At 52.5% G+C, this 17,161-nt stretch carries 13 protein-coding genes; 10 read left to right on the forward strand and 3 right to left on the reverse strand.

The genetic code is table 11. The features are described from left to right. Nucleotides 1-154 precede the first annotated feature (154 nt). The 3 genes from D3P08_RS22475 (at nucleotide 155) to D3P08_RS22485 (ending at nucleotide 3,632) form a co-directional block, all read left to right on the forward strand. On the forward strand, nucleotides 155-1,060 hold the full coding sequence (locus tag D3P08_RS22475) for an ABC transporter permease (protein ID WP_240647715.1): 906 nt from the start codon (nucleotides 155-157) through the stop codon (nucleotides 1,058-1,060). 11 nt (nucleotides 1,061-1,071) lie between these two features. Then, complete coding sequence (locus tag D3P08_RS22480) at nucleotides 1,072-1,944, forward strand: carbohydrate ABC transporter permease (protein WP_119602372.1); 873 nt, start codon at nucleotides 1,072-1,074, stop codon at nucleotides 1,942-1,944. Between the two features lie 89 nt (nucleotides 1,945-2,033). Further along, complete coding sequence (locus D3P08_RS22485) at nucleotides 2,034-3,632, forward strand: extracellular solute-binding protein (RefSeq protein WP_338068738.1); 1,599 nt, start codon at nucleotides 2,034-2,036, stop codon at nucleotides 3,630-3,632. 94 nt (nucleotides 3,633-3,726) lie between these two features. Here D3P08_RS22485 and D3P08_RS22490 read toward each other — a convergent pair whose 3' ends face one another. Beyond that, entirely contained in the window at nucleotides 3,727-4,137 is a 411-nt protein-coding gene (locus D3P08_RS22490) for a bactofilin family protein (protein ID WP_119602373.1), read from the reverse strand. 6 nt (nucleotides 4,138-4,143) lie between these two features. Next, nucleotides 4,144-5,127 (reverse strand): peptidoglycan DD-metalloendopeptidase family protein, encoded by a 984-nt coding sequence (locus D3P08_RS22495; protein ID WP_162848576.1) that lies wholly within the window; start codon nucleotides 5,125-5,127, stop codon nucleotides 4,144-4,146. 555 nt (nucleotides 5,128-5,682) lie between these two features. Between D3P08_RS22495 and D3P08_RS22500 the strand changes: the two genes are divergently transcribed. The 4 genes from D3P08_RS22500 to D3P08_RS22515 all read left to right on the forward strand — a co-directional run bounded on the left by D3P08_RS22500 (nucleotide 5,683) and on the right by D3P08_RS22515 (nucleotide 11,487). Beyond that, nucleotides 5,683-7,302, forward strand: a complete 1,620-nt coding sequence (locus tag D3P08_RS22500; RefSeq protein WP_240647713.1) for an extracellular solute-binding protein — start codon at nucleotides 5,683-5,685, stop codon at nucleotides 7,300-7,302. 71 nt (nucleotides 7,303-7,373) lie between these two features. Next, nucleotides 7,374-8,282: an ABC transporter permease gene (locus D3P08_RS22505; protein ID WP_119602375.1), complete on the forward strand. Its 909-nt coding sequence runs from the start codon at nucleotides 7,374-7,376 to the stop codon at nucleotides 8,280-8,282. Then, on the forward strand, nucleotides 8,276-9,139 hold the full coding sequence (locus D3P08_RS22510) for a carbohydrate ABC transporter permease (protein ID WP_119602376.1): 864 nt from the start codon (nucleotides 8,276-8,278) through the stop codon (nucleotides 9,137-9,139). Before D3P08_RS22505 ends, D3P08_RS22510 begins: the two co-directional genes overlap by 7 nt. Before the next feature lie 59 nt (nucleotides 9,140-9,198). Then, a complete protein-coding gene (locus tag D3P08_RS22515) occupies nucleotides 9,199-11,487 on the forward strand; it encodes a helix-turn-helix domain-containing protein (protein ID WP_119602377.1) in 2,289 nt (762 codons plus the stop codon). A gap of 5 nt (nucleotides 11,488-11,492) precedes the next feature. Here the strand turns inward: D3P08_RS22515 and D3P08_RS22520 are convergent, their stop codons facing one another. Continuing rightward, nucleotides 11,493-12,698, reverse strand: a complete 1,206-nt coding sequence (locus D3P08_RS22520) for a GNAT family N-acetyltransferase (protein WP_119602378.1) — start codon at nucleotides 12,696-12,698, stop codon at nucleotides 11,493-11,495. 131 nt (nucleotides 12,699-12,829) lie between these two features. Between D3P08_RS22520 and D3P08_RS22525 the strand changes: the two genes are divergently transcribed. Genes D3P08_RS22525 through D3P08_RS22535 form a run of 3 tightly spaced genes read left to right on the forward strand, consistent with a single transcriptional unit; the run spans nucleotide 12,830 to nucleotide 17,158 of the window. Further along, on the forward strand, nucleotides 12,830-14,200 hold the full coding sequence (locus D3P08_RS22525) for an FAD-dependent oxidoreductase (RefSeq protein ID WP_119602379.1): 1,371 nt from the start codon (nucleotides 12,830-12,832) through the stop codon (nucleotides 14,198-14,200). After that, nucleotides 14,197-15,822: a hypothetical protein gene (locus tag D3P08_RS22530; protein WP_147381840.1), complete on the forward strand. Its 1,626-nt coding sequence runs from the start codon at nucleotides 14,197-14,199 to the stop codon at nucleotides 15,820-15,822. The genes D3P08_RS22525 and D3P08_RS22530 overlap by 4 nt, the downstream gene beginning before the upstream one ends. A 13-nt stretch (nucleotides 15,823-15,835) precedes the next feature. After that, entirely contained in the window at nucleotides 15,836-17,158 is a 1,323-nt protein-coding gene (locus D3P08_RS22535; RefSeq protein ID WP_338068739.1) for a GGDEF domain-containing protein, read from the forward strand. Nucleotides 17,159-17,161 lie beyond the last annotated feature (3 nt).

Here is a 17,161-nt window from a genome sequence, read left to right on the forward strand (position 1 = left end):
AAATCGAGGCTGTTAAGCGGCGGATTAATGATAATTTCCAGAGGATGGATGGGGGTGATACAGTAAGGGGGATCCAAGCAACCGACAAACCAGGGATGGGAGGGAACTTATATTGCAGCCATTAAGCCATGCGGATCGGAGTAATAAGCAAAAACTGCTTGGCCATGCAAGAGGGATATTGGGCGACTGGCAATTGTATTTTTTACTGGCGCTGCCGCTTTCGTATTTCATTATTTTTAAGTACGTGCCGATGCTCGGGGTAGCCGTAGCCTTTAAAGACTATAACGTCTTTCGGGGAATATGGGAGAGCGAGTGGATCGGGCTTGAGGCGTTCCGGGAAATCTTCCAAATGGATGCGTTCCTGTACGCGCTTCGAAATACGTTCCTGCTTAACCTGCTGGATCTTGTAATCGGCTTCCCGATTCCGATTATATTGGCTCTGCTGCTGAACGAGCTGCGGGTGAAATGGTTCAAGCGGAGCGCGCAGACGCTGCTTTATTTGCCTCATTTTATTTCGTGGGTCGTCATCGGCGGCATGGCCGTTCAGCTGTTCGCGACGAATTCGGGAAGCGTGAACGTGTTCCTTAATTCCATCGGCATCGAGTCGATCCCGTTTCTGAGCGAAAAGACACACTGGGTGCTCACTTATGTCGGGACGGGGATTTGGCGTGATGCGGGCTGGGGCACGATTCTGTATTTGGCCGCTTTAACGGGCATTAACAAGGAGCTGTACGAGGCCGCCGAGGTCGACGGAGCGACGAGGCTGCGCAAAATGTGGCATATTACCCTGCCCGGCATTAAGCCTACGATTGTTATTTTGCTTATCATTAATGTCGGCCATATGGCTTCGATCGGCTTCGAACGCCCGTTCCTGATGGGCAACCCGGGAGTAAGCGACGTCGCCGAAGTGATCAGCACCTATGTCTATACGGTCGGCATCCAATCCGCAAGGTACACCGTCGCAACGGCTATCGGTTTGTTCCAAGCGGTCATCGGCCTGATTTTCCTGCTGACGGCTGATTTCATCTCCAGAAAAGTGAATGACCAAGGGATTTGGTAAGGAGGGCTTAAATGAGTCACGCTGCGAATTCGAAATGGGTGGACGCCTGCATCATTGCCTTCATCAGCGTCATCTGCTTATTGTGCTTATTGCCGATGATCCATTTGTTAGCGCTTTCCTTCAGCTCGAACGGCGCGATTATGGCGGGCAAGGTCAGTCTGTACCCGATCGGGTTTAATCTGACGGCTTACAAATCGGTGTTTGCCCATGCCGCGATGGTAAGGTCGTTGTTTTTCTCCATTTTTTTAGTATGCCTGTTCACGGCGGTCGCGATGTTTATGACGATCATTGCCGCTTACCCGCTGACGAAGTCCAAGCTTCGGGGACGAAATTTCTTTCTGTTCCTCATCGTGTTAACGATGTTTTTCAGCGGCGGCATCATCCCCGATTATTTGTTAATGAGGGAGCTTCACCTGCTCGATAAAATTTGGGTGCTCGTGCTGCCGGGGGCCATCAGCGCGTTTTATTTGCTCATCCTGAAGACGTTTTTCTCTTCGATTCCGGTCGAGCTTGAGGAGTCGGCCCGAATGGACGGCGCCAGCTATTTCCGTATTTTGTGGAGCATCATGCTGCCGTTATCTTTGCCTTCGCTCGCGACGTTGAGTCTGTTCTACGCGGTAGGCCGATGGAACGGATTCCAGGACGCGCTGATTTATATTACAAGCCAGGAGCTGTATCCGATTCAATTGAAGCTTTATGCGCTCGTCATCAGCGGACAAGCGAACGACTTATCGATTATGGAAGCGCAGAACGCCGGAGCGCCCGTTCCGCAAAGCTTGAAGGCGGCCTCCATCATGTTCGGCACCGTGCCGATCCTGCTCGTCTATCCGTTCATCCAGCGCTACTTCATTTCCGGAGCAATGATCGGAGCGGTTAAAGGCTGATAGCCATCCCTTCTGCCGGGATGCGTAATCCGTATGAACGGCTGGCTAGGGTGCTATATAAAAATTGAGATTAAAGGGAGTTGACCAAGGTGACGAATAAGCCGAAAAAATGGTTTATGTTAACCATCGCGGTTCTGCTGGTCGCATCCGTCCTGACGGCCTGCAGCGGAAATGCTAACAACAACCCTGACAACGCATCAACGACAGATAAACCGGATAATACCGCAGCTACGGAAGAACCGAAGAAGGATCCGGTCACGCTGAAAATCGAGCTGTTCGACCGAAACAATACGCCGGCAGGCGCCGACCCGATTACCGACAATTTCTTCACGAAGTATATTCAGGAGAACTTTGGCGATCCGAACAACATTAAGATTGAATGGGTGACGGTGCCGCGTTCCGAGGAAGTCGACAAGCTGAACGTGTTAATGGCGGCCAATCAGGCGCCGGATTTGGTCTTTACGTACGATACGGCCACTGTGGAACGCTACGTGAAGGATGGCGGCATCACCGATCTCGGTCCGTTTATCGAGGAGCATGGCCAAAATTTGAAAAAGCTGCTTGGCGATGAAGTGCTAAGCTACGGCGTATTCCAAGACAAACAGTACGCGATTGTCGCGAAGCGGGTCATCGAGGCGCAAATCTCCACCTTTATCCGCCAAGATTGGCTTGACGAGTTAGGCATGCCCGTTCCGAAAACAACGGAGGAATTTTACAATACGCTGGTTGCGTTCAAAAAAGCGAAGCCGGACGCGTTCCCGTACGGCGGCCAAACCGACTATTTCCATATGAGCCCGCTCCGCTACTCGTTCTGGGAGTGGGATAAGATTACCGAAGAGGATCTGTATGCGAATCCGGATTGGATCATGCCGGGCAATAAGGAAGGCTTCCGCTTCTTGAATAAATTGTATAACGAAGGGCTGATCGATAAAGACTTCCCGCTCGGCATCGGCAAAGATACGAACCAGTTCCAGAAAAACATGGTGAACGGCTTAGTCGGCGCAGGCTCGACGAATACGAACGAGCCGGTCTATATGGGCTATCTCGCCGAGATGACGGCAGCCCATCCGAACGCGAAGCTGACGGTCATCGATCCGTTCACCGATTCGAGAGGCAAGACGCCGAAGCCGGTCTATACGCCTAACGGCATTTATATTATCGTGCCGAAGACCAGCGAACGTGCGGCCGAGGTTGTCAAATATTTGGACTGGATGTCCCAGCCGGAAAACATTATTCGCCTGCAGAACGGGACGGAAGGCGAGACCTTCGAGATGGTGGACGGCGTGCCGCAGACGCTGAATAACGAAACAGCTCAAAACCTGCTGTACAACTACTTCGACTACTGCATTATCTTGAACGGCAAATACGTCAGCAACGACGATAATATGCTGAATATCGCGGCAAACGCCTCCGACCCGCTTCACAAGGACTTTACGGTCGCGAGCATCGATTCGGGAACGAAGGACGGCGTCACGAAAGCCCGCGTCCTTAAGCCGATCGAGTCGGAGATTAAGCTCGGAACACAGCTCAGGAAGAAAGCCGAGGAGGATATGTTCGTTAAAATTATTACGGCAAGTCCAGAAAATTTCGACGCGGTCTATGATGCGGAGGTCGAAGATTATATGAAAACCGGCGGCACGGAAGTGATGGAAGAAAAACGGGCCGCTTATGAGGAGCAGTACAAATAAGGAAGCGAATATGTTTGCGGCGCGCACTGCGCCCCCGACCAAACACAACCCTCTGACCGACTCGGCAGAGGGTTGTGCTTTATTGTTATGCCGGTTAAGACGATGCTTTGAGCTCCTTCTGACTCAGCGCAGCGGCGGCAGCCGGCTTGTTAACCGTCATTTTGCTGGTGCCGTTAAAGAGACCGCCTGGCTCGATAATGAACGACTGCGCGGTAATATTGCCGTTCAGCACGCCTGTCGTGCAAATGGTCAGCTTGCCTTTCACTTCGACATTGCCGTTCAGCTGTCCGGCAAGGACGAGGTCGCGGGCTGTAATGTTGGAATTGGCGCAGCCGCTCTCTCCGATGGTCACATCGCCGCTCGACTCGATGTCGCCGATGATGCTGCCTTCGATACGAATGCTGGCCTCGGATTTAATTTTTCCTTCAAAAGTAGAGCCTTCGCCGATCAGTGTGTCCGTCTGATCAGGATTGATCTTGCTGCTAGCCGTTTTGGTTTTAAACATGCGCCATCACTGATCCTCTCTGTCTTCTTTTATATAAGGCATGGGGTCGACATTCTCGCCGTTTACGATCACTTCGTAATGGAGATGCGGCCCTGTGCTTCTTCCTGTATTGCCCAGCTCGCCGATGAGCTGGCCTTTCTTCACGGAGTCCCCTACTTCAACCAAACGTTCATTCAGATGAAGATAACGAGTTTTAACTCCTCTGCCGTGATCAATAATAATGTTGTTGCCATGCGGATAACCCCGCTCCGACAACGTGACGACGCCGTCTGCGGCCGCGTAGATAGGATCGCCGCGGTCTCCGCCAAAATCTACGCCGGAGTGCAAAGCCGCTCTGCCGGTGAACGGATCGCTTCGCACGCCGAAGGTTGACGTTATTTTTTTCGATTCGGTGGGCCAGATGCTTGGCGTAATATCCAGGATGTGCTGGTAGTTAAGAAACGCTTCTTTGGTCGATTCCAGGCTAGGCAGCATCGCGTCGATCTGCAGGGTCATGTCGGAGAAGCTCTTCATCGTCTTGTCTGCGAGTGTGGCACCGGAAGAAAAATCGGCCTCAAGCTCGATTTCTTCGCCGCCTTGTCCGCCTTCTGCCTCCGCGGAGCCGGAGGAAATACGAACGGTGGCGTCCTCGATGCCGGCGATTGCTTTCAGCTCGTTCTCCAGCTTTGTTACTGCGGATATTTTATCCTCGAATTGCTCCGCTTGCGCCGACAGCGCCAGCAGATCCTCCTCAAGCGCCGATATCTCTTTGTTTTTTGACTGCAATTGCTCCTCGAAGCCCGCCTGCGAGGAGGTGAGCTGATTTTTAAGATGATGGACTTTATTTGCATTGCCGGCATTTAAAGAAATAAAGAGCGCGGCACAGAACGCCAGCAGGACCGCCAAAGCGGGGACGAGTATGAAGACGAGCGCAGGCACGCTGTAGCGTTTAACCGACTGGTTCGCATCCGGAATGATAACGAACGTGAACCGTTTGGACATCCACTTCATGTGTCTCCTCCTAAATTTACCATTATGTTCGACCCTATTCATTCGACACGATCCTCCAAAAATCCTTTATTTGCAAATAAATAATCGGAACTCTTTCAAATTTTTAAATATTTTTGTCTAATTTTCTCTTGCGTATAAAAATCCTTTACAATAGAGCGAATAGAGGAAGCAGCGGCATCGCCCATTTTTGTAAAGTTAGTTCACATTGATTGAGGGATCAGCTTGAGCCTGGAAAGGGAATTCATTAATATCCTTCCTTTATCAACCCGGTGGAATATGATAAAAAGAATGATATAGGAAATAAAAAACGATGGATTCGCATCTTATTCCGGAGCCGGTTAAGTCAAGCGGCAAATTATAAATTTCCTCCTTTTTATCATTTTCTACACGCGAAAAACCCGTATTTACAGCGCATCCCAATGTGTGAAGCGCTTTCAAAGCGATTCTATAAGGCCGGGTGATTTTCCTAAATTTACTTCCGTAAAAACGGTTCTTAAACTTATATTCGAGCAGGTCGAAAGCCTGATGCAACGAATATTAGGGGAGGTAATTTTCATGTCAAAGAAGTTGACAAAGAGATGGGCGAGTTTACTGCTTGTGTGCACGATGGTTTTAACGTTGTTGGCAGCATGCTCCGGCAGCAACGGCAACAACGGAAATACTCCCGCTTCCAATGACACGGGCAGCACAAGCGCGCCTGTGGAACCGGCTGCGGATTACGGCGACACGGGCGGCTTAACGCTGCCGATTGTGAACGAGCCTACCGAAATTACTTGGATGCTCGTAGGCGAGCATAACGTGAACGATTTGCTGGTCGCGAAAGAGCTTCAGAAGCGTACAGGCATCAAGGTTAATTTCCAGACCGTGTCCAGCTCCCAATATCAAGACAAGCTCAGCGTTACGCTTGCGTCCGGCGAGCTTCCGGATATCGTCCATGGCGTGCCGGTGAATGAATTGAAGGAACTGGGCCAGGAAGGCGCGGTTGTCGCTCTCAATGACTACGCGGATATCCTCCCTAATTTTAAAAAGCTGTATATCGACGAAAATCCTTGGGTGACGACTTCCTATGGCGACGAGAACGGGAAGCTTTACTCTTGGCCGATTTACGAGATGAATCGGGACGTAAACCATGGATTTATGTACCGTAAAGATATTTTGGACGCGAACGGCATCGAGCCTTGGACGGATACGGAAAGCTTCTATCAGGTATTGAAGAAGCTGAAAGAGATTTACCCGGATTCTTATCCGTACGCTTCGAAGACGGGCGCCATTATTTTCAGAGACTGGGCATACGGATGGGGAATCGGATCGGCTGAATATCCGCTGTTCTTTGATGAGAGCGATAACCAGTGGAAGCTTGCCTCCCATACGCAAGCTCACCGGGAACAGCTTGATTTCATGAAGAGGCTCTACAACGAAGGTCTGATGGATCCGGAATTTATTACGGATACGTCGGATTCGTGGACGTCGAAAATGACGACCGACAGAGCTTTCGTGACGTGGGATTGGATCGGACGTCTGGATTTATTTTATAACCAAGTGAAGGATGCGAACCCGAATTATAACCTTCGTTACGGCTTGCCGGTCGGACCGACAGGCAACGTCCGCACCCTTCCGAAGATCGATGGCACTTGGGGCATTGCTGTAGCCAATAACAAAAAAACGGAAATTTCGCTTAAACTGCTCGACTACTTGACAAGCCCGTCCGGCTCGGAGCTGATGACGATCGGCGTCGAAGGCGTTAACTTTGAATGGGATGCGAACGGCAAGCCGGTATATCCTGAGCTGTCTAATTTAGATCTTGTCGACATTACCGTTCTATCCGAGAAGTACGGCATGTGGCTAGAAGGCGCTTACCTGCGTCCCGACCATCGCAGCGTTTACTACAACTACACGGAGAAAGAGCAAGAGGCGCAGGATCTCATTAACGCAGAAGAGCGGTATGAGAAGCTGGATCCCGTATTGAATTTCACAGTCGATGAGGTGGACCGCCTTGCGGATCTGAAATCTTCCATCCAAACGGCAGCGGAGGAGTTCAATACGAAATACGTGCTGGATCCTGCTTATGGGGACACGCAATGGAATGAATGGGTAGATCGCGCCGATTCCTTAGGCGTTACGGAATTGCTGGAGATTTATAATGCGGCGCAAGCCCGTTATGACGCGGCTCAGTAATAACGGACATCATTGCACGGTGGCACTAGAAGCTCTAGTGCCGCCGTCTTTAACGGGGGAGGCTTCTGCTTATGCTGGCCAAATTAGGCAAACGAATCGTAAGAGACCGTCAGCTGCTCATTATTTTTATTCCATGCCTAGTCTTCTATATCGTGTTCCGATACGGACCTTTATACGGACTTATTATCGCGTTTAAGGACTACAGCGTGTTCAGAGGCATTATGGATAGCCCGTGGGTAGGCTTCGAATATTTTGAAAAGTTTTTCAATGCGCCGGAGTTTTGGCAATTATTCCGAAACACCTTCCTGCTCGGCTTCTTAACGCTGGTGTTTTCGTTCCCGTTCCCGATCCTTTTAGCGGTGCTGCTGAACGAAGTGCGCGTCGCCTGGTTCAAAAAAGGCGTGCAGACGGCTAGCTACCTGCCGACGTTTCTGTCCGTTGTCATCATATCCAGTATGATTATCGACTTTCTGTCTCCTACGAACGGGGTCGTCAATAAAGTGCTGAACATGTTCGGGGTGGAAAGCAAATATTTCTTGATTGACGCCGACTGGTTCCGTCCGATCTACATCCTCTCCGAAATTTGGACGAATTCGGGCTACGAATCGATCGTTTATCTTGCGGCGATCGCCGGTATAAGCCCAACGCTCTATGAAGCGGCGAAAGTAGACGGGGCTAGCCGTTTTCGGATGATGTTCAACGTTACTTTGCCGAGCATAATGCCGACGATTCTCATCATGTTAATTCTTAAAACCGGGCAAATGATTACGATCGGCTACGAGAAAGTGCTGCTTCTGTACAATACGATGACTTATGAGGTGGCGGATGTGTTCTCTACCTTCGTATACCGCAAAGGCCTTCTGGCGAACGATTACAGCTATGGCGCCGCCGTCGGGTTGTTCGAGGCTTTCGTCGCCATGGCGCTGCTGCTCATTTCGAACTATGTAAGCAAGCGGTTGGGAGGGAACGGGCTATGGTAGGACAACGGCGATTCGGCCTATTTGACATTCTGAATGCGGTAATTCTCTTTGCCGTAGCATGCTCGACGATTTTGCCGCTCGTTTATATTACGGCGGTTTCCTTAAGCGATACGGCAAGCGTCACGCAGGGGAAGGTGTTCCTGTTCCCGAAAGGCTTGAATTGGGACGCGTACAAGCAAGTGCTGACGGATGTGAAAATTCCGAGAGCCTATTTGAACACGGTGATGTATACGGCGCTTGGCACGTTTATTAACGTGCTCATGACCTGTCTGGCGGCATACCCGCTCGCGCAGCGCGGATTTATCGGACGCAAGTACTGGATGTTTTTAATCGTCCTGACGATGTTTTTGAACCCGGGCATCATTCCCAACTACTTGATCGTGAAGGACTTGGGCATGCTCGATTCCGTCTGGGCGCTTGTCATTCCGAATGCCATTTGGACCTTCCAGCTGATTATTCTGAAAAGCTTCTTCGAGGGCACCTCGTCTTCCATTCGCGAAGCGGCCAAAGTCGACGGGGCGTCCGAATACCGGATTTTATTCAGTCTTATGATACCGCTGTCCAAGCCTGCGCTCGCTTCCATCGCGTTGTTCTACTTTATCGGCCATTGGAACAGCTATTTCATTCCAATGATATACTTGAATACAGATTCGCTTTATCCGCTGCAGGTCGTATTGCGCGAAATGCTGGTATTCAGCGAAGATACGGGCTCCAGGCTGGTGGAAGCAGCCGCGCTTGCGCCGCAGGCGAAAAAGAACGCAACGATCGTGCTGGCGATGATTCCGGTATTGATGATTTACCCGTTTGCGCAAAAATATTTTGCGAAAGGTGTTATGCTAGGTTCGGAGAAAGGATAGTACAATCGAAAGAAGCTTAGTCCTTACGGCGTGTGCATGCGATCAGCAGGAGAAAGAGGATGATGAAGATGAGACGTTTTGTTACGAGCCTTGGAATCTCACAAATCTTTTTATCGTTGCTGTTAGTGATTCTCATTATGGCATTCTCTACCTACTCGATCTATCGCGCCTCGATTTCTAGTATTTATGAAAATATTAAGGAAAATAACAAAACGGCTACGCGGTCGGCGATGCTGTTCATCGATAATACCTTCCAAAACATCAGCCATTTGATTCGTTCCCTGGAGCAAATGCCGCCGTACGAGTATCCCGTCATGAGCAACGGTAACCTGGACTCCGTGCAAGCGAGCCGGTTCATAAGCAATATGTCCGCTTTGATGATGTCGGCGGACTATATTGAAGAGGTGATCGTGCTGTTCGAGGAGCAGGAGCTCGCGATCACGTCGAAGGGAACGATCGATTTCGATCTGCTGTTCAATAATAAGTACGTTCATCCGACGTATACCGCGAGTTACTGGAAGCAGTTTTTGAACACGGAGCATTCGTTCAAAGTGTTTCCGAGCATCGAATATGACGTGCGTTATTCGGACAATCAGTCCCATTACAAGGAAGAGCTCATGTTCATTGTGAGCGACAACAATTATGTAAAAAGCAAAAAAAATATTATCGTCATTGTGGATACGAGCCGGCTGATGGCGCATTTCGGGCAAACGACGCTGATTCCGGGCTCTTCGCTCAAAATTTTGGACCAGAACCAAAATACGATTTTCAGCACGGACCGCAATCTGGAGCTCGTCGAAGTTATTAACGATTTGGTCAAAGCCGATCAGCCTCGGAAAAATCAAGAAATTTCATTGAAGGCTGAAAATTTCGAGTACACGATGTATACCTCGGAGTATAACAATTTCGTTTATATCAGCAAGGTTCCGTATGAGTTTAAAAATTTGAACTCCGTTGCCGTCGGCAACCGGACCATCATTTTTATCAGTATCGCGGGCGCCGTGCTGCTGTCGCTTTTTTTAAGCGTTTATTTGTATCGTCCGGTACGGAAAATCATGAAAATGCTTGGCGGAGAAAACAGCAAAGGCGACGATTTCAGTAAAATTCAGAGCGGAATAACGAAGCTGCAGCAGGAAAACAAACAATACGCCAATCAGCTTGTCTATGCGGATGCCGAATTGAAGCGGACGACGTTCCTGCAAGTGATCGACGATTACACGCACAGCGACGAGCATGACCTGCAGCTGCAAAAATATTACCCGAACTTTTTTAACGCGAGCTATTTCATGCTCGCTTTGGTGCAGGTTCGCGAAAAATCGGTGCTGAAGGGCTACTCGCTGCCCGTCGAGACGATTGCCGATCATATCCAGAATCAATTGGCGAAGGAAGAGATCGAGGCGCAGGCGTTCCATTATCTTCACGATCAATTTTTTGTGCTGGTTTCGCTCCGGCAAACGGCTGCCCGGGACTCGGCTATGCGCGGCATCGGCCGGGCTTTGACTCGTCTCGAGAAGGAAAATTTGGTCGGCTTTCAGCTGTGGGCGTGCGCGAGCAAGGCCTACCGCATGACGATAGAAAACTGTAGAAATGCCTATAAAGATGTAGAAAATGCTTATAAATACCGGAATGTAAATGAACATGTGAAGGTGATGGACGCCGAGAAGATCCGCTTTGTCTGGAATGTCTATTTTCCGTATGAGGATATGGAGAAAATGACGAACTTTATGATGAGCGGGAAGGTCGAGGACAGCGTCGCTCTCATCAAAGAAACGCTGAAGGAAAATATCGAACGCAATGTGCACGACCATCAATTCAAGTTCGTCGCGAAGTCGATATTCTTTTACTTGTTCCGCAATGTCGGCGGCATGACGCAGTCCATCCATGAGCTGTACCGGATTGAGAATGAGTTTGTTCTGAAGCTGGAATACGCCGATCGTTACGAGGAAATTGAAACGGCCCTTATCGAGGCGGTCGAGCAGCTGGCGAAGTACGGCGGCAGAACGGTGGAGGTGAAGCTGAATCCGGCGTTTATCGCGCAGTATATCGAGCTTCACTATATGGAGAATTTGTATTTGGATCATATCGCGAAAGTGATGGACACGACGCCGAAATATTTTTCGAACTATTTCAAAAAAACGTTCGACATTAACTATATCGAATATCTCAATAAGGTTCGTCTCTCTCACGCCAGAACGATGCTGAAGGAAACAAGCCTGTCCATCGGCGAAATCGGCGAAAAGACAGGCTATTTGAACTCATCGACCTTTACAACAACGTTCAAGAAATATTACGGCATATCGCCGAGCGAGTACAGGAGGCAAGCGGCCGCCAAAAACGATGACAAGTGAGCCGGCTAAAATTTATCCGTCAGGTAGAAGACCGCCTGCTGCTTAGGGAACAGGACTTGCAGAAGCTTCGAGGCGGCTTCGTCAGCCTCATCCTCTTCAGCCGGTTGATAGCCGAAGATGACGGATGAGATAAGGCGGTATGGATCAAGACGAAGCGTTACGTATGCGGCGCCGGGATCGGGCTGCCCCGAGATGCTCAGCCGCTGATTGCGGTAATGCAGCCATAGCCGGTTCACGCCGATATGCAGCTCGAGATGGAGCGGCAGGTGCGCGAATTCGCTGTGATGGATGCGCTGCTCGAGCTCCGGCTGAAGCTTCCGGAACATGGAGCGGCAGTCGATCATTTTCCACATCGAGACGTTGAGCTCGAATTGCTCCGCATGATGTTGCTTGTAGTAGTCGGCTAGCTTATGGTCGTCAGGCCATTTCGCAAGCACATGCGTCGCATTCGGCGGAAGCTGGCAAAGCGCCGTAAATAACGCGGCAGCCTCGTCCGCGGCTTCGGGCAAATAGGCCAGCTCCTGAATAAACGGCTTTTCGCCTTCTGTTTTCTCAATTAAGCCGTAGGCGACGATGCGGCCGTTATGACGCAATAAGCGGCAGTCGGCTTGGTACCAGGCCGGCCAGCTGAGCAGATCGTCCCAGTACGCTTTATCGCGGATGAGGGTGTACGTCCGCTTGTCGTTGAATTGCTCGTAGATAGAGCGCAGCTTTTGAAGATGCTGCGGTTCGAACGGGATAATGTCAAAGCCTTCCGAAGGCTCGATAAGAGCGGGCTTAGCAATCGAGTAGGCTTTTTCGGGAATGAGCTTCCAGCCGGCCTTTTCGTAGAACGCGTGAATCACGGCAAGAAGCAGGGTGGCGTCATAATCGTTCCGCTTCATCCACTCGCACTGCGCATGCAGGATGCGGTGAGCGAGACCCATCCCGCGGTAATTCGGATCGGTGCCGACGCTGCCGATGCCGCCGATCTTGAGCTCGGCCTGCCCGACGCGGATGCGAAGCGGGAAGATTTGGACCGTGGAGGCGATTTGGCCGTCGACGGACGCATACCAGGTTGTCTGCGGGTCGTAGGAGGAGTCTTTCAACAGGCGGTCTTGGAAAAAGGCTTTCCCGACGGAAAACACCTCGTCCAAAATAGTAAAAATGCTTTCAAGCTGCTGCTCGTCAGGGGCATTGGCAACGGCGATCGACGGGCTGTTCGTCGTCATGAGGCAACCTCCGGTTCGTCGCTCTTGGATGGAGCGGATTTTTTTGTCATCATACAGGATTTAGGATAGCGGCTCAATAGATTTCCGATTTAAAGAAACTTTTGTATCCTACCCATAAAGGAGCGGGCATCATGGTTCAGCATAACCACAGGGAAAGCTACGATGTCGTCGTATTGGGCGGAGGCCCGGCGGGGATTACCGCGGCGGTCAGCGCGGCCCGGAACGGCGCGAGCACGCTGCTCGTCGAGCGGTACGGCTTCCTAGGCGGCATGTCCACCGCGGCTTTGGTTTATCCGTGGATGACGTTTCATTCCGCCACCGGAGAGCAGGTCATTAAAGGCGCCGCCCAGGAAATCGTCGACCGGCTGCAGGAACGGGGCGGCTCGCCGGGACATTTGCGGGACACGATCGGGTTTACGTATTCGCTTACGCCCTACCATCCCGAGATGTATAAGGTTGTCGCCTTCGAAATGCTGCAGGAGAGCGGCGCGGACGTCCTTCTGCACACCTCGGCCATTGATGTGACGGCGGAGGACGAGCGCATACAAAGCGTGACTCTCTATAACAAAAGCGGGATTCAGACGGTGCAAGGGAAGTTCTATATCGACGCCACGGGCGACGCGGATATCGCCAGCCGGGCGGGCGCGCCTTGGGAACAGGGCAACGCGCAGCGGAAAGTGCAGCCGATGACGATGAAGTTTCGCATGAAAGGCGTCCGGCTCGACAGCGTGAAGCAGTATATCCTGGAGCATCGCGATCAGTTTTACGAGAAGACGTTATTCGATCGGCTGGATGAACTGCCGCTCACTTCCGTTTCCGGTTTTTTCGAGCTGTGGGAAAGGGCGAACCTTTCCATTCCGCGTGAAGGCGTTTTGTTTTTTACGGGGCCCGGCGCGGATGAGGTGCTGGTCAATGTGTCGCGCGTGACCGGCCTTGATCCGACGAATGCGGCGGACTTGACAAAAGCAGAGCTGGAAGGAAGAAAGCAGGTGCTGGAGCTGGAGCAATTTTTCCGAGACTACATTCCCGGCTTCGAGCAGGCGTCGATCTCCGAGGTCGGCTCGCAGATCGGCGTTCGCGAAACAAGGCGCGTCATCGGCCATTATGTGCTGAACGGATACGATGTGCTGGATGGGCGCCGCTTCCCCGATGTGATTGCGCGAAGCGGCTATCCGATCGACATTCATAATCCGGAAGGGAAAGGGATCACCGCCAATTTCATTCGCGAAGGCGGCGCTTACGATATTCCGTACCGCAGCATCGTCCCGCAAAAGGTGACGAATCTGCTGCTGGCCGGCCGCTGCATCTCCACCACGCATGAAGCGCAGGCGACGACCCGGCTGACGCCGAGCTGCATGGCGATCGGGCAGGCTGCGGGTACGGCGGCCGCGCTCGCGGTCAGCCTGAACTGCGGAAATATCGATGTCCCGATCCGCACGCTGCAGCAGCGGTTAATCGGGCAGGGTGCGGAACTCGGATTGGCGAAGGAGAGTGCCGAGTGATGGGCGCCGATATCCGCGTGGAGCTGCTTGGCCAGGGCCGGGTGCTGCGGTTTGCGAGGGACGAATGGACGCGCCTGTATGAGAGGGCGGGAGAACCGCTGTCCGTTCAAAGAGTCGTGCTTGGCACGCGGGAGCAGCTTCGGCAGGCGGAGCCCGGGCAGTCTGCCGCCATTGCGGGGCCGCTGGAGACGGCTCGCTTTACGGACGAATTTGTTATCTCGCAGCAGGGACACAGCGTCTATCTGATCGGCGGGTGCGAGCGTGCGGCGCTGTATGCGGTGTACCGCTATGCGGAGCTTGCGCTGGGTCTGCGCTGGATCTTCCCGGGCGAGCAGCCGGCGCGGCTGGAGCCGGCCGCCGGGTTCGACTCTCCGCTGCATGAGGCGCCGCGTTTGGAGCGCAGAGGGTTTGTGTTCGAGACGATCGACGATGTGCCGTTTATGCAGGGGATGGTCGATTGGCTGGCCAAAAATAAAATCAACGAGCTGTTCTTCACCTTCACGCTGTGGGATAAAATCGGTTCCGCGCTGCGGGAGCTGATTGCCGACCGCGGGCTGGACGTTACGCTGGGCGGCCACAGCGCCTCCTTTTTCCTGGACCGGCAGCAGAAGGAGAAGGCGGCGCAGGCTGCCGATCATCCGTATACGGCGAAGAGGCAGCTTGACTATACGGATGTAAGCTGGCAGCACGGCCTTATTCGGCAAGCGGCGGATTTTTGCCGCGACGTGACGAATTTGAAACGGATCTCGTTATGGCCGGAGGATATTCAGCATCAGCAGGCGGATTCGTTCCTGACGCATTATACCGCCTTCACCGAACGTTTGGATGAAGGGCTGAGGCGAGCCGGGCTTCGGCTTGAAGTTGAGCATATCGCCTACAACGCGGGCCTCGCTTGGGATATGCTGGAGCTTGGCGGACAGAAGCCCTCTGAACGGGTGGAGACGCTTTATGCCTATTGGGGCAGAGACTATCGATTTGGCCCCGATAAGAGCGAAAGCGTCAGCGACCAAAGAGCTTATTCCGCATTGAGTGACTGGCTAAACCGGCTTCGGCCTGTGGGGCGGAAGCTGACGGTATTCGAATATTACAGCGATCACTTTATGTTGAGCCCGTTGTTCCCGATGCTCGGAGGGCGAATTGCGGAAGACGTGAACCGCTATGCGGAGCTGGGCGTCTACGGCATGACCAATCTGGTCGTGCCCTGCCGGGTCGACGGGTACGGCTACCAATGGAACCAAGTGTTTAACAGCTACGCATTCGCGCGGGCGCTCTGGAAGGAACCGGCCGATGAGATTATGCGGCAGTTTGCCGCCTTCTTTGCTGCGGAGCTCCGGCCGCTTATCGGGAGCCTCTACGAGCAGCTGGAGAAAGAAGTAACGGTCTTAACGAGCTGGAATGTGCCGCTTTTTCCCGCGCGCGCGGTTGACCCTCTGAAAGTAGCGTCGTATGCTGAAGAGGACAAAAAGCAGGTGATCGGGCAGCTGGACCGTATCATGGAGCTGGCGGAACGGTACTTGGCGATGGAGGAGATGAACGCTTCGCCGCAGCTGAAGCAGACGCTCGTTCATTATGCTTCCTACGCTCGGCTAATGAAAGAGCAGTGGGGGAGTCTACCTCATTAAACGAAGGATTGTGGTGAAATTGGTCATTCGCATCGGCATCATCGGGACAAAGGAAGTTGTGGAGCAGATCGGTCAAGTGATCAAAACCTTTCCGACCTTTACGCCGCAATTTTGCATCGTGGAGAATGAGACGGACATTCCGGGCTATGCGGAGAGGCTAAGCGATTCCGTGGAGGTCATTCTCATCTACGGGCCGCTCGCCGGCCGGAGGCTGAAAGCGCAGCCGAAGCTGTCGATCCCCGTCCATTACGTCCCGCTTACGGAGGCGGGCTTGTACAAGGCGCTTCTCCGGGCGGTGAAGGACGCTAAGCTGACCCAAGGCATATCGGTCGATACGTTAACGAAGGTGCTTGTGACGCGTGCGGTCAAGGAGCTGGATTTGCGGCAGCTGCCTTATGTGGTGTACAACGGGCCGCCCTATGCCTCCGCCGAAAAGCTCGTTGCCTTTCATCAAGAGCAATATGAAGCGGGGCGCTGCTCCATCGTCCTTACCGGGGTTCAAGCGGTCGCGCAGCAGCTGAGCGGACTGGGCATTCCGAATTTGTGGATGGGGCCGTCGGATCAGGATATTATCGTATCGCTCGAGCGCGCCCTGCTGTCCACCGAATCGCGGAGGAACAAGGAGTCGCAAATCGTCGTCGGCATCATTAATGTCGACGATTTCGGGAAGCTCGTCATGCAGCGGATGAACGAGCACGAGGTGCAGCTGCTGAAGCTGGATATTCAGCGGATGGTGCTAAGCTATGTGGAGTCGCTTGACGGCTATATGTCTTATCTTGGCGGCGACGAATATTTGTTTTTTACGACGCGGGGCATATTCGAACGGGAAACGGGCGGCTACAAATCGATTCCGCTGGCGAAGGACGCGAAGCAGAGCTACAGCTTAAGCCTGAGCCTGGGCATCGGCTTCGGGATGACGGCCAACGAGGCGGGGACGAACGCGCGCGAGGCGCTTCGCAAGGCGAAGGAAGCCGGCGGCAACAGCTGCTTTATCGTGCGCGAGGATAAAAGCATCATCGGCCCGCTTGAAATGTCGGAGCCGGTGAGAGCGACGTTTGCGCCGCTCGATGTCGCGCTTGTGAAGAAGGCGGAGGCCGCGGGGATGACCAGCAGCTATTTAAGCAAGCTGGTCGCCTATATGTCGAAGCACGAAAAGTATGAGTACCACGTGCATGAAGTGGCCGCGATGCTGCATATTACGGTGCGCAGCGCGCATCGGTTATTGCTGATGTGGCTGGATAACGGCTTGATCGAGCTCTCCCGGGAGGAGAAGCTGCCGAAGGGGCGTCCCCGGCAAATGTACCGGTTTTCATTCATCGAACAGAAATCGTATTAAAAG

The sequence above is a fragment of the Paenibacillus nanensis genome (assembly GCF_003583765.1).
GTDB lineage: Bacteria > Bacillota > Bacilli > Paenibacillales > Paenibacillaceae > Pristimantibacillus > Pristimantibacillus nanensis.

Excerpts from the sequence above, each read along its gene's own strand:
- D3P08_RS22510 (WP_119602376.1), top strand. The coding sequence starts at position 8,276 with ATGGTAGGACAACGGCGATTCGGCCTATTTGACATTCTGAATGCGGTA.
- D3P08_RS22515 (WP_119602377.1), top strand. The coding sequence starts at position 9,199 with ATGATGAAGATGAGACGTTTTGTTACGAGCCTTGGAATCTCACAAATC.
- D3P08_RS22490 (WP_119602373.1), bottom strand. The coding sequence starts at position 4,137 with ATGTTTAAAACCAAAACGGCTAGCAGCAAGATCAATCCTGATCAGACG.
- D3P08_RS22500 (WP_240647713.1), top strand. The coding sequence starts at position 5,683 with ATGTCAAAGAAGTTGACAAAGAGATGGGCGAGTTTACTGCTTGTGTGC.
- D3P08_RS22525 (WP_119602379.1), top strand. The coding sequence starts at position 12,830 with ATGGTTCAGCATAACCACAGGGAAAGCTACGATGTCGTCGTATTGGGC.
- D3P08_RS22495 (WP_162848576.1), bottom strand. The coding sequence starts at position 5,127 with ATGAAGTGGATGTCCAAACGGTTCACGTTCGTTATCATTCCGGATGCG.
- D3P08_RS22520 (WP_119602378.1), bottom strand. The coding sequence starts at position 12,698 with ATGACGACGAACAGCCCGTCGATCGCCGTTGCCAATGCCCCTGACGAG.
- D3P08_RS22480 (WP_119602372.1), top strand. The coding sequence starts at position 1,072 with ATGAGTCACGCTGCGAATTCGAAATGGGTGGACGCCTGCATCATTGCC.
- D3P08_RS22505 (WP_119602375.1), top strand. The coding sequence starts at position 7,374 with ATGCTGGCCAAATTAGGCAAACGAATCGTAAGAGACCGTCAGCTGCTC.